Source organism: Anaerovorax odorimutans (assembly GCF_024459955.1).
Taxonomy (GTDB): domain Bacteria; phylum Bacillota; class Clostridia; order Peptostreptococcales; family Anaerovoracaceae; genus Hominibacterium; species Hominibacterium odorimutans_A.
This window is the reverse complement of the sequence record NZ_JANFXK010000012.1, coordinates 85,946-101,791: the sequence shown is the minus strand read 5'-3', so window position 1 is coordinate 101,791 and position 15,846 is coordinate 85,946. Positions and strand designations below refer to the sequence as shown.

The 15,846-nt window shown below is 44.1% G+C and carries 17 protein-coding genes; 3 read left to right on the top strand and 14 right to left on the bottom strand.

Annotated elements, in window-relative coordinates:
• Window positions 1-20: 20 nt before the first annotated feature.
• The 4 genes from NE619_RS11540 to NE619_RS11525 all read right to left on the bottom strand — a co-directional run bounded on the left by NE619_RS11540 (window position 21) and on the right by NE619_RS11525 (window position 3,998).
• Window positions 21-935 carry a DMT family transporter gene (locus NE619_RS11540; RefSeq protein WP_256132572.1) on the bottom strand — a complete coding sequence of 305 codons (915 nt, stop codon included), beginning with the start codon at window positions 933-935 and terminating at the stop codon, window positions 21-23.
• The gene (locus NE619_RS11535; protein ID WP_256132571.1) at window positions 935-1,777 is read right to left on the bottom strand and encodes an AraC family ligand binding domain-containing protein; all 843 of its coding nucleotides are present in this window, start codon (window positions 1,775-1,777) and stop codon (window positions 935-937) included. The genes NE619_RS11540 and NE619_RS11535 overlap by 1 nt, the downstream gene beginning before the upstream one ends.
• A 740-nt stretch (window positions 1,778-2,517) precedes the next feature.
• Window positions 2,518-3,414 carry a nucleotidyl transferase AbiEii/AbiGii toxin family protein gene (locus tag NE619_RS11530; RefSeq protein WP_256132570.1) on the bottom strand — a complete coding sequence of 299 codons (897 nt, stop codon included), beginning with the start codon at window positions 3,412-3,414 and terminating at the stop codon, window positions 2,518-2,520.
• Window positions 3,411-3,998: a type IV toxin-antitoxin system AbiEi family antitoxin domain-containing protein gene (locus NE619_RS11525; RefSeq protein WP_256132569.1), complete on the bottom strand. Its 588-nt coding sequence runs from the start codon at window positions 3,996-3,998 to the stop codon at window positions 3,411-3,413. The genes NE619_RS11530 and NE619_RS11525 overlap by 4 nt, the downstream gene beginning before the upstream one ends.
• 136 nt (window positions 3,999-4,134) lie before the next feature.
• Here NE619_RS11525 and NE619_RS19020 point away from each other — a divergent pair, with 136 nt between their 5' ends.
• Together NE619_RS19020 and NE619_RS11515 are read left to right on the top strand one after the other, a co-directional pair.
• A complete protein-coding gene (locus NE619_RS19020) occupies window positions 4,135-4,461 on the top strand; it encodes a flavodoxin family protein (protein WP_330640728.1) in 327 nt (108 codons plus the stop codon).
• A 9-nt stretch (window positions 4,462-4,470) separates the two neighbouring features.
• Window positions 4,471-4,761 carry a flavodoxin family protein gene (locus NE619_RS11515; RefSeq protein ID WP_256132568.1) on the top strand — a complete coding sequence of 97 codons (291 nt, stop codon included), beginning with the start codon at window positions 4,471-4,473 and terminating at the stop codon, window positions 4,759-4,761.
• A gap of 91 nt (window positions 4,762-4,852) precedes the next feature.
• Here NE619_RS11515 and NE619_RS11510 read toward each other — a convergent pair whose 3' ends face one another.
• The 9 genes from NE619_RS11510 to tgt all read right to left on the bottom strand — a co-directional run bounded on the left by NE619_RS11510 (window position 4,853) and on the right by tgt (window position 13,719).
• Window positions 4,853-5,329 carry a GNAT family N-acetyltransferase gene (locus NE619_RS11510; RefSeq protein WP_256132567.1) on the bottom strand — a complete coding sequence of 159 codons (477 nt, stop codon included), beginning with the start codon at window positions 5,327-5,329 and terminating at the stop codon, window positions 4,853-4,855.
• Between the two features lie 92 nt (window positions 5,330-5,421).
• On the bottom strand, window positions 5,422-5,739 hold the full coding sequence (locus NE619_RS11505) for a type II toxin-antitoxin system RelE/ParE family toxin (RefSeq protein WP_256132566.1): 318 nt from the start codon (window positions 5,737-5,739) through the stop codon (window positions 5,422-5,424).
• Window positions 5,740-5,742: 3 nt separating this feature from the next.
• On the bottom strand, window positions 5,743-6,009 hold the full coding sequence (locus NE619_RS11500; RefSeq protein ID WP_256132565.1) for a type II toxin-antitoxin system Phd/YefM family antitoxin: 267 nt from the start codon (window positions 6,007-6,009) through the stop codon (window positions 5,743-5,745).
• Window positions 6,010-6,235: 226 nt separating this feature from the next.
• Window positions 6,236-7,090: a bifunctional DNA-formamidopyrimidine glycosylase/DNA-(apurinic or apyrimidinic site) lyase gene (gene mutM, locus NE619_RS11495; RefSeq protein ID WP_256132564.1), complete on the bottom strand. Its 855-nt coding sequence runs from the start codon at window positions 7,088-7,090 to the stop codon at window positions 6,236-6,238.
• 98 nt (window positions 7,091-7,188) lie between these two features.
• The gene (locus tag NE619_RS11490; protein ID WP_256132563.1) at window positions 7,189-8,136 is read right to left on the bottom strand and encodes a DUF1848 domain-containing protein; all 948 of its coding nucleotides are present in this window, start codon (window positions 8,134-8,136) and stop codon (window positions 7,189-7,191) included.
• 99 nt (window positions 8,137-8,235) lie between these two features.
• Window positions 8,236-9,351, bottom strand: a complete 1,116-nt coding sequence (locus NE619_RS11485; protein ID WP_256132562.1) for a hypothetical protein — start codon at window positions 9,349-9,351, stop codon at window positions 8,236-8,238.
• The gene (locus NE619_RS11480) at window positions 9,351-10,814 is read right to left on the bottom strand and encodes a hypothetical protein (protein ID WP_256132561.1); all 1,464 of its coding nucleotides are present in this window, start codon (window positions 10,812-10,814) and stop codon (window positions 9,351-9,353) included. The genes NE619_RS11485 and NE619_RS11480 overlap by 1 nt, the downstream gene beginning before the upstream one ends.
• Window positions 10,815-11,425: 611 nt before the next feature.
• Window positions 11,426-12,583: a 23S rRNA (uracil(1939)-C(5))-methyltransferase RlmD gene (gene rlmD / locus NE619_RS11475; RefSeq protein WP_256132560.1), complete on the bottom strand. Its 1,158-nt coding sequence runs from the start codon at window positions 12,581-12,583 to the stop codon at window positions 11,426-11,428.
• A 17-nt stretch (window positions 12,584-12,600) separates the two neighbouring features.
• A complete protein-coding gene (tgt, locus tag NE619_RS11470) occupies window positions 12,601-13,719 on the bottom strand; it encodes a tRNA guanosine(34) transglycosylase Tgt (protein ID WP_256132559.1) in 1,119 nt (372 codons plus the stop codon).
• A gap of 137 nt (window positions 13,720-13,856) precedes the next feature.
• Here tgt and NE619_RS11465 point away from each other — a divergent pair, with 137 nt between their 5' ends.
• A complete protein-coding gene (locus tag NE619_RS11465) occupies window positions 13,857-14,684 on the top strand; it encodes an alpha/beta fold hydrolase (protein ID WP_256132558.1) in 828 nt (275 codons plus the stop codon).
• Between the two features lie 145 nt (window positions 14,685-14,829).
• Here the strand turns inward: NE619_RS11465 and NE619_RS11460 are convergent, their stop codons facing one another.
• Entirely contained in the window at window positions 14,830-15,798 is a 969-nt protein-coding gene (locus NE619_RS11460) for a YARHG domain-containing protein (RefSeq protein WP_256132557.1), read from the bottom strand.
• Window positions 15,799-15,846: the final 48 nt, after the last annotated feature.

Genomic DNA, 15,846 nt, shown 5'->3' with positions numbered 1-15,846 from the left:
CTATTCATTACAGAAGTATATCACTGCTGCTTTTTCCGTTGTTCCTTTTTTCTGCCGATCCGCCCTTCCGATAGTAAAAGCCCTGCCAGGGTCAGAACGATCCCCAACAGCATCAGGCCAGTTATCTTTTCATGAAGCACGATCACAGAAGTAATGACCGTAACTACCGGACAGATATAAATATAAACGCTGGTCTTTACAGCCCCCAAAACCTTCACGGCAAAATTCCAGGTCACAAAGCAGATTGCCGAAGCCCCCAGCCCCAGGAAGAGAATATTAAATACATATACCGGATCCGCGAATCTTGAAAGCTTCACCTGGAAATCAAAGATGAACAGGGCCGGAATCATGAACACCAGTCCGTAAATGAAGATCCTTCTCGTGGTCTGAATGGTCGAGTATCCATAGCTGCCGATCTTCTTTGTCAGCAGTGAATAAAACGCCCACACCAGCGCCGCGATGACGGCCAGAAGATCACCCATCGGATTGAGCTTGAGGCTGCTTCCATTAAAACTTATCAGGCAAATCCCTGCCAGGGCCACCGCAAATCCAATAAAAAAGTTGGCTTTCAGTTTTTCCTCACCCTTCATAAAAATATGGGTAAGGATCCCCGTAAAAAACGGTGCTATTGATAATATGACCCCTACATTGGATGCCATCGTATAGGTGAGTGCAATATTCTCCAAAAGGTAATACAGGCACACGCCGCAAAGTCCTGCAAAAATAAAAGTAATCTCCTGTTTGCGTTCTTTCAACTTCAATCTGTGGGGATATGCCAGGGTCAGGGCCGCCAGTCCCAGTAAAAAGCGAAAGAACAGAATTTCAATGGGAGTAAAATCTTTCAAAAGGATTTTTGTCGATATAAAGGTAGTTCCCCAGAAGAGAATCGTAAACAGGGCCGCCGCATGGCCCTGAACATTTCGGTCGCCTGCCATTACTGCCCTCCCGTTCTGTCGTCTTTGCTGAATATATTCTGATATTGTTTCGGTGTCAAGCCGATAAAGCCTTTAAAGGAATTGGTAAAATGGCTTTGATCGGAAAAGCCCGCCTGCCCCGCCGCTTCGATGGGTGAAGCTCCCTGCTCCAGCATCTTTTTCGCCTTCTGAATTCGAACTGACTGCAGATACCGATGGGGCGATACGCCTACCTGCCGGGTAAAGGACCTCACCAGATAGGATTTGCTCAAATCGGAGAGATCCGCCAATTCATCCAGCGTAATCGCCTGGCTGTAATTGTCCTCTATGTATTGGCACAGCGTTCGTATGACCTCACTGGGGCCTGCCGGCACCCTGTCCTCCCGGTACTGGGCAAACTCCGCCAGAAGCTGTTCGATCAAAAGATAAAACAGTTCCTCCTTCTCCATTTTCGGCCATTCCTCTACGATTGCCCGATAGAGGGTCCCGATCTGTGCGGTAATATCACACCTGGGTACGGTGTTCTCCCCAAAGTGCGGCACGAAATCACGGCCGGTAATATCCGCTGCCGCCTGCCGCATTCTTTTCTCCGTAATATTGAGTGCGCGGTATTCCAGAGTTTCCCCGTTTACCGGGGCGCACTGATGGCTGTCTTTTGGGTTGAAAAGCACAAGATCGCCGCCGGACAGTTGGTATTCCTTTCCCCTGCACCGCAAATGCCGGCGCCCTCCCTCAATAAACCCAACCACATAATAGTCATGGAAATGGTTGGGAAATTTCTGGACGATGCCGCTGAGCCTGTATGCTTCTATATCCAAATCTTTGTCGTAATACGCATATCGCTGTTCCTGCTGGTATAACATGTTGTTGCCTCCTTCTTGTCTGCTAGCATATTGTAACATGGGGACAGGAAGGATTCTTGTAAAAAATGAGCCTGTGTCCATTATATCTGCCTGACGGTATGCCCTCAATAAAACAAGATAATTTATTATACTATGCTTTCCCAGAAAGTCCATTGCTTTCCCCAAAATACGTAAATTTCATTTTCCCCCAACAGGAATTGTTCGATTCCAAGGTAATGAATCGCTTGTGAGCTGGGTCGAGTAAGTTATACGTTTCAAGCCTGCGGTAACTTTTCGAAAAAATAATGCAAAGTTACGCAAAGTTGTGGGTTTGCGGCAGTTTGAAATCGGTGGAAATGAAAATTTGTGCTGCCGGCCGTTCTGGAGACCGCAGAATCCTTGAAAAATGCGTAACTTTTCGAAAAAATCAGGGTTGGTTACCGGAACCGCTTCTTTGTGAATGAAACGTGTTTCACTTGAAGAATTGCCTAAAAGACAGATTGCTATTTTCATCAACACCCGGCGAAAAATCAAGCTCTTGTTGACCTTTTTTCAAGGATGCAGAGCATATGGGCGTAAAAACTCGATCAATATGCAGCTTTGAACAGGGACAGGGACAGCAAGCCTTGGAAATGTATCAACAACAAAGGCGAAATGAATCCGGTGTTGAAGAAATATCTCTATTGTTTAAAAAGAGAGGCTTCAATATGGCTCGTGCTTTGCTCCTATAATTCTCACAGGCGTTCTCCGGTATATATACTTTAATCCCAGCTTTTAGAGTCTTTACTCCACTTCATATCAAATGGCGAATTACTTTGAATGGCCTCGGCCACTGGCATTAGTAATGTTTTAATAAGTGCCATTGTTTCTTTAAAATCCACTTGCACAAGAGCACTCTTCTTTTTGGTGAACGCTTTCCACCTGCTTTGTCTTGTGACATCTTCGGTGAAATCAGTTTCAAAAGCTACGATATCATCAAAACCAGTTCCTCTATGACAGAAGGTCTCGACAATCGCATTTTTCAATTCTGACCCATCGAGATCATATCTATCTGCCAAAACATAAATATCATAAAAATCTTTATATCTACTATTAGCAAGGCCAAGAGAAACAAAGGCCTCGAACTTCTCTGCAATTACCGAATAGATAGAATACGCATACACCTCCGGCGCTTCCATATCTAATAAGACAGGAAATTCCATCTTCATTCTCTCGGGATAGATCACATCTCCAAACCCTATATCTATGGATACCGGCACCTTTGTCCTGTCCAAATATCCCATGACAGAAACCTTTACACCATGATATTCCTTAAATTCTGTAATATTAATTACCTCCAACGTATCCAAGTCAAACCTAATAGCATCATCACACTGGATCGAAAATATGTCTTTGAAAATCTTTTTTATTTCGTCTACATTATTTGGAATATGATGAGCAAGCAGATCTATATCCACCGTCGCACGCGCATACTTTCCATCAAATAATGTATATAGAAAAATACCACCTTTAAGTGTGAAGCGTTTTGCATATGATGAAACCGATATCCTATAGACTGTTCTCTCCAATCCAAAGGTCACCAGCTTATCCTGCATAGTTTTTCCATCCTTTACAGCCTGCTTCTTTAATCGGTCTTTTACTGAGGTCGCACTTGTCATACAAGTATCTCCAGATATAGTTTCATAACATCTCCGCATTTCAGCATCTGGGCATATTGAACAAGACGATTTAGATTGCGGTCACTTCTATGCAGGTACGTGGTGAGTACTTCCTTTGTTTCTTCAATTCCAATCCTTTCACGGTAATAAACAATATCCACAACGGTTTTTTCAATATCATAGATTCTGAATTGATTATTTCCATCTTTTACCGTTTTGATTCCTACTCCAAAACGATCATCTGTAAAGTAGCATACATTCAACTCCGGCCAGTCTGGAAGTGTAGAAACCTTTGATTTTCTTGGAATTGCAACATCTATAGCATCCGGCCTGTAGGTTGACAGATTATAATACACAGCGGCGCTAAGCAGACATACTACACCATTTGGGACAAAGGCATATGCATAATAGAAGTCCGATTCTTCGCCTTGGAAATTCGTGTTTTCATAGAATCTTTTATTCAGTTTTATCAGTATGCCCTGATCTACCATCTGATTTATCTTATAATAAGAAAGTCCCTTCTCCTTCAATTCTTGTATCGAAAAAAGCATCTGATCATCAGGAATTATAGCTACCTTCTGCATATCTTTCGACTCCTTTCCCGCATATCCAAAATCGCAATATTTATTGATTGTTTTCGGCGCATTTATATTTTGCCGATTTTTATTTAAATTGTAGCCATTATACAGCAACTTGTCAATGGAATTTCATCACTAAAATTTGACAAATCGGCATATAATCAATTTCGAGCCTTTTTCTGCCGCTTCTAATTTGAAAACAATCGAAGTCTACAATCCTTTCTGCATCCGCATCTGCTCCGGCATTACCTTCATTGGATTGCAGGCAGTATCCGGCTGTATTGCTTGTAGTAAATGCCAGGAGACGGGATATTGCTGTATGGATGACAAGGTAAACGAACTGCTGAAAAAATTGCCTTCCATTGATGGCGTTGTGATCGGCTCTCCCGTTTACTACGGCTCTGCAGCCGGACAGTTGACCGCATTCCTCGACCGGGCTTTTCAGGCTGGATTCTGGAAGAGCAGATAGGCGAATATTTTGGGTGCCGCTGTTGTTTCCTGCCGCCGGGGCGGTGCGTCTGCGGCCTTCGACCAGATTAACAAATATTTTATGATGAATAATATGCCTGTGGTATCCTCCCAATATTGGAATCAGGTGCACGGAATGACGCCTGAGGAGGTGATGCAGGATTTAGAGGGATTACAGACCATGCGCATTCTGGCAAACAATATGGCCTGGCTGCTGAAAAGCGTGGAAGCGGGCCGAAACACAAACGTCCCGATGCCGCAGACCGAGGATCGGATGTTCACAAATTTCATTCATGAATAAATGAGGACACTGTTATATTTATAGGAAATCCGGGAGCCAGACACTGCAGCGTCCATTCTGGCTTCCGGGTTTCAGTTTGCATCGCAGAAGGTTATGCCTGCTGCTCCGAAAGTTCTTCCAGTTTATTGCCGGAGATTCGATAAACTGTCCAATCCTCCATTGGTTCCGCGCCCATAGAAAGGTAAAAATTTATACTGGGTTTATTCCAATCCAAGCACCACCATTCTAAGCGGCCGCATTTTCTTTCTACTGCTATTTTGGCAAGTTGGGTGAGTAAAGCTTTTCCATAACCTTTTCCCCTATGCTCCGGTCTTACATACAAATCCTCAAGATAAATACCCGCACGTCCGAGGAATGTGGAAAAATTATGGAAAAACAGCGCAAAACCGACCTCATTATCATCTTCCAGCAAAAACAGCACTTCTGCTTTCTTTTTATCAAAGATCCATTCTTCCAGCAATTCGGGAGTTGCGACAACCTCTTCCAACATATGTTCATAGTCGGCAAGCTCTTTAATAAACTGTAAAATTAACGCGACGTCCTTGCGTTCTGCATATCTGAACTTCATATTAACACCTCTGTTTTCTAACGATATTTCCCATTAAACAAGAAATCGCCATCGGTTATAAATTGGCGGTTTCTGTTTGAGTTATTTTGTTGTTAACGAATGAGCCAACTGTAATTCTTACGACAATCGAGGATATAATCTACATATACCGCATCATCTCGGATTTGATAAAGGACAAGATACCACTTTTCAATAAACATCTTATGATATTTGTTCGGTGCGATATACATTTCCTCAAAAAACGGAAAACGCTGCGGCATCTGAGATAACGAACACATGGCGGTCATGATTTCTTTCTTTTTTGCCGTCGCTGCTTCTTTGTTGACCTGTGCCATAAAGCGGAGATGTGCTCCCAGCATTCTTTTCGCCCTGTCGGAAACAACTACTTCATACTTTTTATCCTCTTCCATATGCTATACCCCTTCAATCACATCGTCAAGGTATGCATCCAGTTCGTCAAGGGTACAGCCGCTCCTGCCTGCAATTCTATCTTCCTCAACAGCAAGCAGTTCTTCCCGTAATTTCAGCATTTTTTCCCGCCTGTTGTAGGTTTCAATATCCATAACTACCAAATCTCCCTCACCATTCTTAGTAAGGAAAATCGGCTCTGCGGTTTTTCTGCACATGTCGGCAATTTCGTTGTAATTCTGCCTAATTGCTGCAGATGGACGGATATTCATAGCCACACCCCCTTTGAATTTCAGTAGTAATATTCTGATCATATTATACCCATTTCATGCAACGAGGTCAATAAGTCCACGAAATTATTGTTGTTAACTTGTACACGGATGGTCATCCACTGTTTCATCAGCAAAGACATTACCAAGCAGCAGGCCGCTTACTTCTTAGGTCTTTCTATCCGTCAGATATCGCATTTAAAGAAAGAAGTCCTCGCCTCTACAATCATCACTTAATTAAATCGCTATATATCGATTTTTTCATCTGGCATGACGGACAATAACAGCTGCTTCTTCCGCCAATGGTTATTTTTTCTATCTCACTTTGACATACTGCGCAGAGCTGTCCTGAGCGGCCATATACCCGTAGGTGCGGAGTATTGCGGTATTCCTTGCCTTTGCCCGCAAGATATTCTTCTGCTGTCATTTCGTTTGTGTCGATGCCCCATGCTATGATCTCCTTTATCGCTTTGGCAATACGGCTCCAGTCATCACAATCCAGATCCAGGCATTTTTCTTTTGGGTAAACGCCTGAGGCAAACAGGATTTCATCGGAATAAATATTTCCGATGCCCGCAACGATCGACTGGTCATGGAGCATCTCCTTAATTGTTTTCTTCCGCTTTCCCAGATTCCCCTGCAAATAAGCAGCCGTCAAATTTTCATCCAGTGGCTCCAGGCCCAACTTATCCTGACCAGTGAAAGCATCCGTCTCATCTGCTCGCAGGTACCAGAATCGTCCAAAACGGCGAACATCAATGTATCGCAGCTCGCTTCCAGCTGACAGTTCGGCAATGAAATGAGTATGCTTTTCAATGGGATAATCCATTGGTGCAATTAATAACTGCCCCGTCATCCGCAGATGAATGACAACTCGATCACCACTCGCAAAATGGATTGTGAGAAATTTTCCTCTGCGGCTCATGCTCTGAACCGTTTGTCCTGTAAGCAATTCCACAAATAAATGTTCACCGGGATAAGCGATCACTTGTGGATGATTGATTGTCACCGATAATATTTTTTGACCGACAATCTGTGGCTCAATGATTCTTTTGACTGTTTCAACTTCTGGCAGTTCTGGCATTATCTTTTCCCGCCTTTCTTTGCAGATTTCTTGATTTCCTTGCGATAGAAAAAATTCACAATGACAGGCAGCGCACCGATAACCATATCTTCTCAGGTTTATAGATTTAATTTCAGTTGCCCCTGAAAGGAATCTGCCGCAAGAAAGCTCTTTTGTGCCCCCTGCTGCACAATATCCGTTTCGTTTAAATGGCCCAATAACAGAGGGGAATCGGGATCATGGTATTGATAGTTTTCGAAGGCTTTTTCAGGGCGCTTGTTGGCATAACAGTATTTGCATCCATTCATGCAGGTATCATATGCCCCGATGTCCCGACTTTCAATACAGTGACAGCCCTGTCTCATGCCTTTGTGCTTTAAATCTCTGAAAACAATTTTATTGGCGTTTCCCATGATCTCCAGCGTCATACAACCCGATGGATGTATGCCATATTTCGTATAATCACCATTCGTTCCACAGGTCTGGATATGCAGCCTGTACTTGGCCGCTATCTCCCCCAGCGCCTTGGCCAGTGTGTCTTTCTCCCGATTTGTAAAGGGAATGATTTCCGGCATATTTGTTTCCAGTTTTTTATATAGTTCCACAAAACTGAAAATGCAGCGGTCAACATAGGGAGTCAGTTTTTTTACCATGCTTTCAAACGTGTCCATATGGGTCTGTATTGTGTATTTTTCCGTCAGCAGGACCGGGTCATATCGCCATGCTAAACGCTGTTTTCCTACGATAGCAGACAGCCGTTTTAATGTTTCCGTACTTTTTTCAATAGAGGGAACACCCGGCTCGATATCTTTTCCGTATGCGGTAATGGTGTAGTGAAAGTAAGTATGAAAACGCTCGGTAATTTTCGGCAGTTCCGTCAAAATCGGTTCATAGTTCTTTGAGCAAAACTGCACGCCATCCACTTTGTCCGGCGTTAGTTCATACCGTGTAACCTTATTGGGAAAAAGAGGATTACGCGCATAAACGTAACCTTCCTCAAATCGCTTTAACAGCCATTTTGTATAATACTGAACCGTATCTGTTCTTCCGCCTGTATTGATAATCATGCCTCATCCTCGTTTCCATTGACCAGTTCTATAAGATTTTTTGTGAATTTTCTTGAAAGACGGATAAGCTGTTCCTGCTCGTCCGGAGTTGACCGAGTTTTATTTTTGTGTCCTTTCATACTTGTAATTTAACGCCTCAAATACAGCATCTATAACGTTAATTCCAAACTCCTTTTTAGAAACATTCATAGATTTAAGCATATTCTTGTTTTTTCTCAGAGACTTCCACACCAGTTTCTTATCCCTGTCATTAAGATCTATCTTATAAAGGAAATTTGCTAAAGAGGTAATCAATGTTTTATGATTTTCACACAAGTCCAACTCTGCCTTTTTATTTTCCCAAGAGATATAATTTTTAAAATCTTTCTCTGAGTATTTTGGCTGTAATCCTTTTATTGGATTTACCAATAATTGAGTGGATGATAACATCAAATTTACATAGGCACCCAATTCATATTGCTGTGCCTCTGTCATTTTATCGTAATCAAGCCCAAAGGTTTGTATATTCTCAATTGCTCTATTCAGTTTCTCACTCTCATCAGTGATTCGTGTGATACGTTCATTCAATTCTACTATCGCCAAATGATAGGATTTTACATCTCTCTTGCTAATAAGCGTAAACACATCTTCTATATGATTCTTATCACTCTTTGTTTTCCAAAAGAATATACCACTAGTTATAAGCGCAACTCCGGCAATTGCCCATCCAACAGGCCCTGCCAATGTAAGAAAAGCTTCTCCGGCAGCCATTCCGCCACCACCAGCCGCAAGCGCACCACCTCCAAGCCAAGCTAATGCTGCGTTTGTGGCTGCAGCACCACTTAATGTAGAGATAGCGGTTCCAGTTGATGCGGCTCCAAACGTTGTAGCAACACCCATAGCAACAGTAGGTCCCATAGTCACAACAGCTACCCCCACGCCGGCTCCTGCAACTCCAGCACCAGCATTCTTCACTGCAGCTTCCTTATAATCTTTTTCTATTTTATCCGCTTGCTGTTTCCAATTTAAACGGATTTTCTTCAGCTCTTCATACTGCAGCTTTTTCTCATTTGGCACATTTCTTATCTTGTCAAAGAGCTCCTGAATATCATTTAATTCTGAGTACAAACTACTTGTATGATCGCCAAGCGCCTCTATTTTTTCATTTGTTTTATTTATCGCTGCCTGTGCTTCATCCTGCGCTATCTGAAGCTTTGTTTTTTTCTTACTTTTCATTAAGTATTTACTCCCATAAAGTAGGCATCGACATCAGCTTTACTTTTTAAGATTTCATCCCCAGGAACATTTCTCTTTTCAGCCAAGATTATCGTCTTTTCAAAGGCCTGCTTATACATATCACTGCATTTTAGATCCTCAACAAACGTTAGCAAATCCCCATCATCATAAATATCTGATAGGTCCTTCAATCCTTCGATGTAATCATTGATGATGATTCTTTCACGTTTCAAAAAGTATACTTCTTTCTGCGTCGCAGCCCTCTTTGAACCTCGTTTAACCTCACCATACAGCGATATTGTAAATCTTCCGACTCCAACAATATTAAATCTCATAAAAAACTCAGCAACATTAAAACCACCACCGGATGCAAATCCGTGCGCAGCCGCGTCGCCGGCATCCATGAGACAAAATGTACCATGCGCTACCGTCAGCATCCGTTTTACCGTAGCGTTTGAAAATGGTTCACATGATTTCCAAAGGCCTACAAAGGAATGCTCCTCTTTTTTCGTATTTATAAAAAATCCTATCAATCGCCTTATTGAATACATCATGCGCACCAGCATTTCATTTATAAATACAGGAATAGCCTGTGCTGATTGAAATCTAACATCATAGCCTTCCTTGTATATCTGAATCGCAAGTTCATTTAGTGATTGATCAAATTCCAATACGGAAATATTTAACTTTTTCTTTATCGCAATAATATCGTTCGTCCAGCTCCATAATGGCGATGGTATCCCCATTCCACGACCCTTGCTACTGGAAGATCCGGACATATCTGAAATCAAATGCCCAAACCAATTTACAAATGCGCAAAACAACTTGCCAGGAATATTATTTCCTCTCAATTCAAATTTTCCATCTGCCTGTTGAAGCGAAATCAGCTCGCCTCCAGAAAGAAAATGTGATGTATTGCCGAACTGATCCAATACAGAAAAAAATAAGCCCAGCAATGTCGGATTATGGGCAAACGACTTAAAGTGATGATTTTTCGGATTCAAATCAAAGATCACACTTGCAGCGTCTCCGGCTCCACGTTGGTCATATGGTATTTTAAACTTTCGCTCAAGATACTTAATGGCTGATGATAACGAGTCATTGTCTTTTTCATTCCATCCACAGAACTTTGCAAAGTCTTTTGTTCGATCCTCAAACCATTTATCCGTAACATCACCTATTGGTGATTCTCCCGGCTTACCAACCAAAAAAATATCAATAATACCGCAAATTGCTCCACTGGTAGCCGCTAAAATATAATCCGTTTTATCACACTCTGGAGTCAACTTTTTTACTGTATCAATATTTTCTACAAGTCTTTCCGCTATATCTTGCAGTTCTATATTGGCGCTTGATACCGCAGTTGGAATGTTAGATGCAAACTGGAACCCATCTTCATTTGTTTCAAGTTCGAGTACAATAAAACCGTCTTTTATACATTCTTTTTCATAAGACGCCTTCATTCGTAATCATCCTCCATTTCATTTATACGCTATGATCTTCGTCACGCCATCTAAATAATCTTTTCGCTATCGATTACTTCATTTACTATAATTTCTAACACAGAAATACTTTTCTTGTGTAAACACATTCGATAAGCTTAATGGTATTATAAATCATTAATGAAATTAACAAACATTTGATCACTATAAGACCAATCCGTACCATTGATTTTGTTACTATTTGTCCATCTGGATAGTTTCCATTTCAATATGCTCCATATCCCGGCAAATAAAAATTTGTATTATTTCCACTTAGGTGATGATAATAATTCAAACTATCCACAATGCTTTTTCCAACCTCTAAATCAGGACGTGTAATCAATATGCCAATAGTATCCTCTGAAACTTGGTTACTTTTAATATATTCTGATAAGTAATTGCTTCTAACATTTTACCTCCTCATCCTTATCCAGGACACCTATCTATCTCGCCTATCGAAAAAACACAACTCCATTTCACCCAAATAATCCCACAAGCCCCATAGAATCAAAGTTCCCACACAATAAGGCACACCGTTTTCACGTGAATCAATTCCGACAAACGCCAATTTCATCAGCATTTCCAGCGCTTTTCTACTTAATTTTACTCAGCCGACAAACACTCTCAACATGCTTCGTCCCCGAAAAATTATCAAACGGCTTCAAGCACTCCACCCGATACCCATAATACTGCAAATAATACAGATTCTCCACCAACGTCTTAGGATTACAAGAAATATAGACAATCTGCTCCACCCCGTAGCTGATAATCTTATCCAGCGCCTTCGGTGCAATGCCCATCCTGGGCGGATCGACAACGATCACATCGGGTTTGTCCGCCACCTGTTCCAGCACTTCAAACACATCCCCGGCAATGAACTCGCAGTTATCCAGCCCATTGAGCGCAGCGTTGGCTTTGGCTGCGTCCACAGCTTCCTCCACCAGTTCCACACCCACGGCCTTCTTGGCCTTTTTCGCCAGAGTCTGGGTGATGGTTCCCGTTCCGCAGAACAGGTCGAAAGCCACTTTGCCGCTGAAATCATCGATCAGGCCGAGGGCATAGGAATACAGGTGTTCCACAGCTTCCACATTGGTCTGGAAAAAGGAAAAGGCGCTCACTTTAAAGTCCAGGCCCATGATCTTTTCCATATAATAGTCCCTGCCCCAAAGGGTTTTCAGCTCATCGCATTTGACCGCGTCCGCAAGACTGTCATTGAAAGTCCGCAGGACTCCCACCAGGGTGTTTTCCAGCTCCAGCTCCAGCAGCATACGCACATAGCCTTCCTCGTCAAAGCCGGGCTCCGTAGATGTAATCAAATTCACCAAAAGCTCATTGGTATGCACGCCTCGCCTTACAACCAAATGGCGCAGCAGGCCCTTGTGTGATTTTTTATGATAAAATGTATAGCCTTCTTGCTGGCAGAAATCCAGTGTGGCTCGCAGAATCTTATTGAAATCTTCGTGCACCAGCTGACATTCGTCCACCGTAACAATGGACATGAAATGCTTTTTCCGGTGCATGCCCAGAGTCATTTCCCCGCCCTTTTCCATATCGCCAAAGGTATATTCCATTTTGTTGCGATAGCGGTACTGGCTGGGACTGGGCTCGATGGGCAGAATTTCGCCGCATGTGATTTCTTTTGTTTTTAGAAGGCGCAGGACTTCCTGCTCTTTGATTTTCAACTGTTCTTCATAGGGGACTCCCTGATAGACGCACCCGCCGCACAGCTGATCGTGTTTACATATTTCCATCCAAATATCTCCTTTTGTTAAAATGCTCCGTAGTTGTCATAAACCTGTTTTTTGTATTCAAGAAAACGGTCTTCCTCAATGGCTTTGCGGATATTCTTCATCAGGTTGACCAAGAAATACAGATTATGATTGGAAAGCAGCATTGCCGACAGCATCTCGTTGCATTTGAAGAGATGGCGCAGATAGGCCCGCGAATAATTCCTGCATGTATAGCAATCGCATTCATGGTCCAGCGGGCTGAAATCCCGCTCGTACTGGGCATTTTTAATGTTTACCTTTCCAGCGGAGGTCATAGCCATTCCGTGACGGGCGATCCTGGTAGGGAGCACGCAGTCGAACATATCCACACCGCGCTCGACACCCTCGAAAAGATAGTCCGGTGTTCCCACGCCCATCAGGTAACGGGGTTTATTCGCAGGCAAATGATCGACACAATCGTCCAGAACCTCGCACATCAATTCCTTTGGCTCCCCCACGCTGAGCCCGCCGATGGCATAGCCGGGAAGATCCAGCTCCACGATCTCCTCCGCCGACTGTTTGCGCAGATCCTTGTACATACCGCCCTGCATGATGCCAAACAAGGATTGCTTTTCTGTGTTGGTATGGGCGGCCTTGCAGCGTTTGAGCCATCTGGTAGTCCGCTCCAGGGAATCCTTCACATAACGCCGATCAGCCGGATAAGGTGCGCATTCGTCGAAGGCCATCATAATATCTGACCCCAGAGAAGTCTGCACTTCAATGGATTTTTCCGGAGAAAGCATATGCTTGGAGCCGTCGATGTGGGAACGGAACTGGACCCCTTCTTCTGTAATTTTGCGCAGATCTCCCAGGCTGAACACCTGAAAGCCGCCGCTGTCTGTGAGAATGGGCCTGTCCCAGTTCATAAACTTGTGAAGCCCGCCCGCTTCCCGGACAATATCGTGGCCGGGCCGCAGGTACAGGTGGTAGGTGTTGGAAAGAATGATCTCCGCACCCAGCTCCTTCACTTCCTCCGGCCGCATAGCTTTTACGGTGGCCGCTGTGCCCACCGGCATGAATACCGGCGTTTCGATCACTCCGTGAGGGGTCGTCACCCTACCCCTTCTGGCTTTGGTTCTATCATCGGTTTTTATCAATTCATAGGTTACTGCTGACATTGGTTCTCCTTTATATTCGTGGTTTCTCGCCGTTTTTTCGGCCTTATTATCATACCACAGACAATTTACTTTTTAAACCATCGGGCGTATAATATTTGTAAAGTTAAAGCCGCCTTACCAGAAAAGGAGTGATGTGTATGGCATATTTTACAACCAAGGATAATTGCAAGATCTATTATGAAGAACATGGCAGCGGAGAGCCTCTGATTTTCATCCACGGCTGGTCCTGCAACCACAAGTTTTTTAAATATCAAACTGAGGAATTTGCCAAGGATTATCGGGTCATTCTTTATGACTTTCGGGGCCATGGTCAGTCGGATCGCTCAGAAGTGACAGAACGGGGCATGAATCTCAATCGCTTCGCCGCGGATCTCCACGAGCTGATCGAACATCTGGAGCTGGATCAGGTAAATGTGGTGGGATGGTCCATGGGAACCAGCACGCTGCTGGCCTACGCCAGAGAATTCAAATGCCAGTATATCAAAAAGATGTGTTTCATCGACATGACGCCAAAGCTTCTCAACGACGGAGAATGGAAGCTGGGGCAGAGCTGTACCTTTGACATCGTGCAGAATCTGCAGTTTATGGCCGCCATCGCAGTCAGCTGGGAATTCGCCGCCAAGCTGTTTGTGCCCAACATCTTTGCCAAGGGCTACGACCAGAAATCGGACGAGTTCCAGTGGGCGTTCCGGGAAGCGCTGGACAACACGCCCCACTGCATGATGAACATGTGGATCGCCATGGCCATCGAGGATTTCCGCAAGGTGCTGCCGACCATCAAAGTACCGGTGTTGCTGGCCTACAGCGGCGACGGACTGATCTACGGACCGGCCCACGGTGAATACATGAAGGAACACCTGGGAGGAGAAAGCAAGCTGGCCATTTTCCCAGGCTGCGGCCACGGATTGTTCCTGGAAGATCCAGGAAATTTCAATCAGGAGCTCAGAGATTTCCTGAAGGCATAATCTCCGGGCCGGCTCCAAGACTGCATGCGGCAAAGGGGCTGCGGGCCTGAAAAGCGAAAATCACAAAGGGTTTCTAAACTTCAAAAGCGGAAAAGGAAGAACAAATCCTCCTGTTTCCGCTTTTTTCTATTCCGCTATTTTCATTCTACTCTTTACTTTTTATCAAGTCCACATTCTTCAGTTCGATGTCGCTGAGATAGCCGCCGCTGTCGAAGGTTTCCGGATCAATGGTCCCCTTGTACCAGTCCTTGCTCTCAAAGTACGCAGCCAGTTCCGGATCGTTGAAGGTCCGCCCATGCCTTGCCATAATCTCGTTTCTGGCGATTCGCAGCTCTTCGGCTGTCAGTCCCTGCAGATCCTCATCTGTCAGAGCCTCTGTGGAACTATTGGGAAGTATGTAGTCGCCGTCGGCTGCCTTTTCCGTGCTTTCTTCCGTTGCCTCGGTAGGTGCTTCTGTTGCCAGCGTTTCCTCGTCAGTGATGTCGTTCTTCACTTTGACTACCTCGTAATGGCGGGACTCTTCTTTGTTGATAATGCTCTTCCACTCAATATCCCTGCCCTTGAAGGTAAGAACTCCGTTTCCGCTGTTGCCGTTTCCGTCATTGGAAAAGGTGTAATATGCCTCGCCGTCTTTCAGGGTCGCTCCGATATCCTTGACGACAATACTGCTATAGGACGTCCCTCCGTCGTAAAAGCTCAGTGAAATCTTCATTGTGCCGCCATCGACATCGGTAATCTCCAAACGGACGCCGCCCGAGCTCTCCACATCATCGGTTCCCCGCTCCTGCCAGACGCCAATATAGTCGCTGTAGCTGATGGAGCCGGGATTCTGGAATACCGAGCTTTTCAGCAGAACTACCACCACTGCGATGACAAGCACGACCGCAAAGCCGATCTTGATATATTTCGGCGGGATGGGAAATTCTTTTTCCCGTTCCGACCTCAGCTTAAAGTCGTATTCCTTTTTCTGAGGCGCAGGAGGAGGCCCCTGAACAGGAGGTTCCTCGTTCGGTTTATCTTCTTTTATTTTTTTTCTCTGTTTGACCGGAGCGCCGCAATATTTACAGAAGTTGCTGCGATTACTGATCTTCTTAAAACAATTTTTACAAAACATGACTTACCCCTGGTTTATATAAAGACTGCACCGCTGCTTTCGCTGCGA

Excerpts from the sequence above, each read along its gene's own strand:
- NE619_RS11540 (WP_256132572.1), bottom strand. The coding sequence starts at position 935 with ATGGCAGGCGACCGAAATGTTCAGGGCCATGCGGCGGCCCTGTTTACG.
- NE619_RS11535 (WP_256132571.1), bottom strand. The coding sequence starts at position 1,777 with ATGTTATACCAGCAGGAACAGCGATATGCGTATTACGACAAAGATTTG.
- NE619_RS11530 (WP_256132570.1), bottom strand. The coding sequence starts at position 3,414 with ATGACAAGTGCGACCTCAGTAAAAGACCGATTAAAGAAGCAGGCTGTA.
- NE619_RS11525 (WP_256132569.1), bottom strand. The coding sequence starts at position 3,998 with ATGCAGAAGGTAGCTATAATTCCTGATGATCAGATGCTTTTTTCGATA.
- NE619_RS11510 (WP_256132567.1), bottom strand. The coding sequence starts at position 5,329 with ATGAAGTTCAGATATGCAGAACGCAAGGACGTCGCGTTAATTTTACAG.
- NE619_RS11505 (WP_256132566.1), bottom strand. The coding sequence starts at position 5,739 with ATGGAAGAGGATAAAAAGTATGAAGTAGTTGTTTCCGACAGGGCGAAA.
- NE619_RS11500 (WP_256132565.1), bottom strand. The coding sequence starts at position 6,009 with ATGAATATCCGTCCATCTGCAGCAATTAGGCAGAATTACAACGAAATT.
- mutM (WP_256132564.1), bottom strand. The coding sequence starts at position 7,090 with ATGCCAGAACTGCCAGAAGTTGAAACAGTCAAAAGAATCATTGAGCCA.
- NE619_RS11490 (WP_256132563.1), bottom strand. The coding sequence starts at position 8,136 with ATGATTATCAATACAGGCGGAAGAACAGATACGGTTCAGTATTATACA.
- NE619_RS11485 (WP_256132562.1), bottom strand. The coding sequence starts at position 9,351 with ATGAAAAGTAAGAAAAAAACAAAGCTTCAGATAGCGCAGGATGAAGCA.
- NE619_RS11480 (WP_256132561.1), bottom strand. The coding sequence starts at position 10,814 with ATGAAGGCGTCTTATGAAAAAGAATGTATAAAAGACGGTTTTATTGTA.
- rlmD (WP_256132560.1), bottom strand. The coding sequence starts at position 12,583 with ATGGAAATATGTAAACACGATCAGCTGTGCGGCGGGTGCGTCTATCAG.
- tgt (WP_256132559.1), bottom strand. The coding sequence starts at position 13,719 with ATGTCAGCAGTAACCTATGAATTGATAAAAACCGATGATAGAACCAAA.
- NE619_RS11465 (WP_256132558.1), top strand. The coding sequence starts at position 13,857 with ATGGCATATTTTACAACCAAGGATAATTGCAAGATCTATTATGAAGAA.
- NE619_RS11460 (WP_256132557.1), bottom strand. The coding sequence starts at position 15,798 with ATGTTTTGTAAAAATTGTTTTAAGAAGATCAGTAATCGCAGCAACTTC.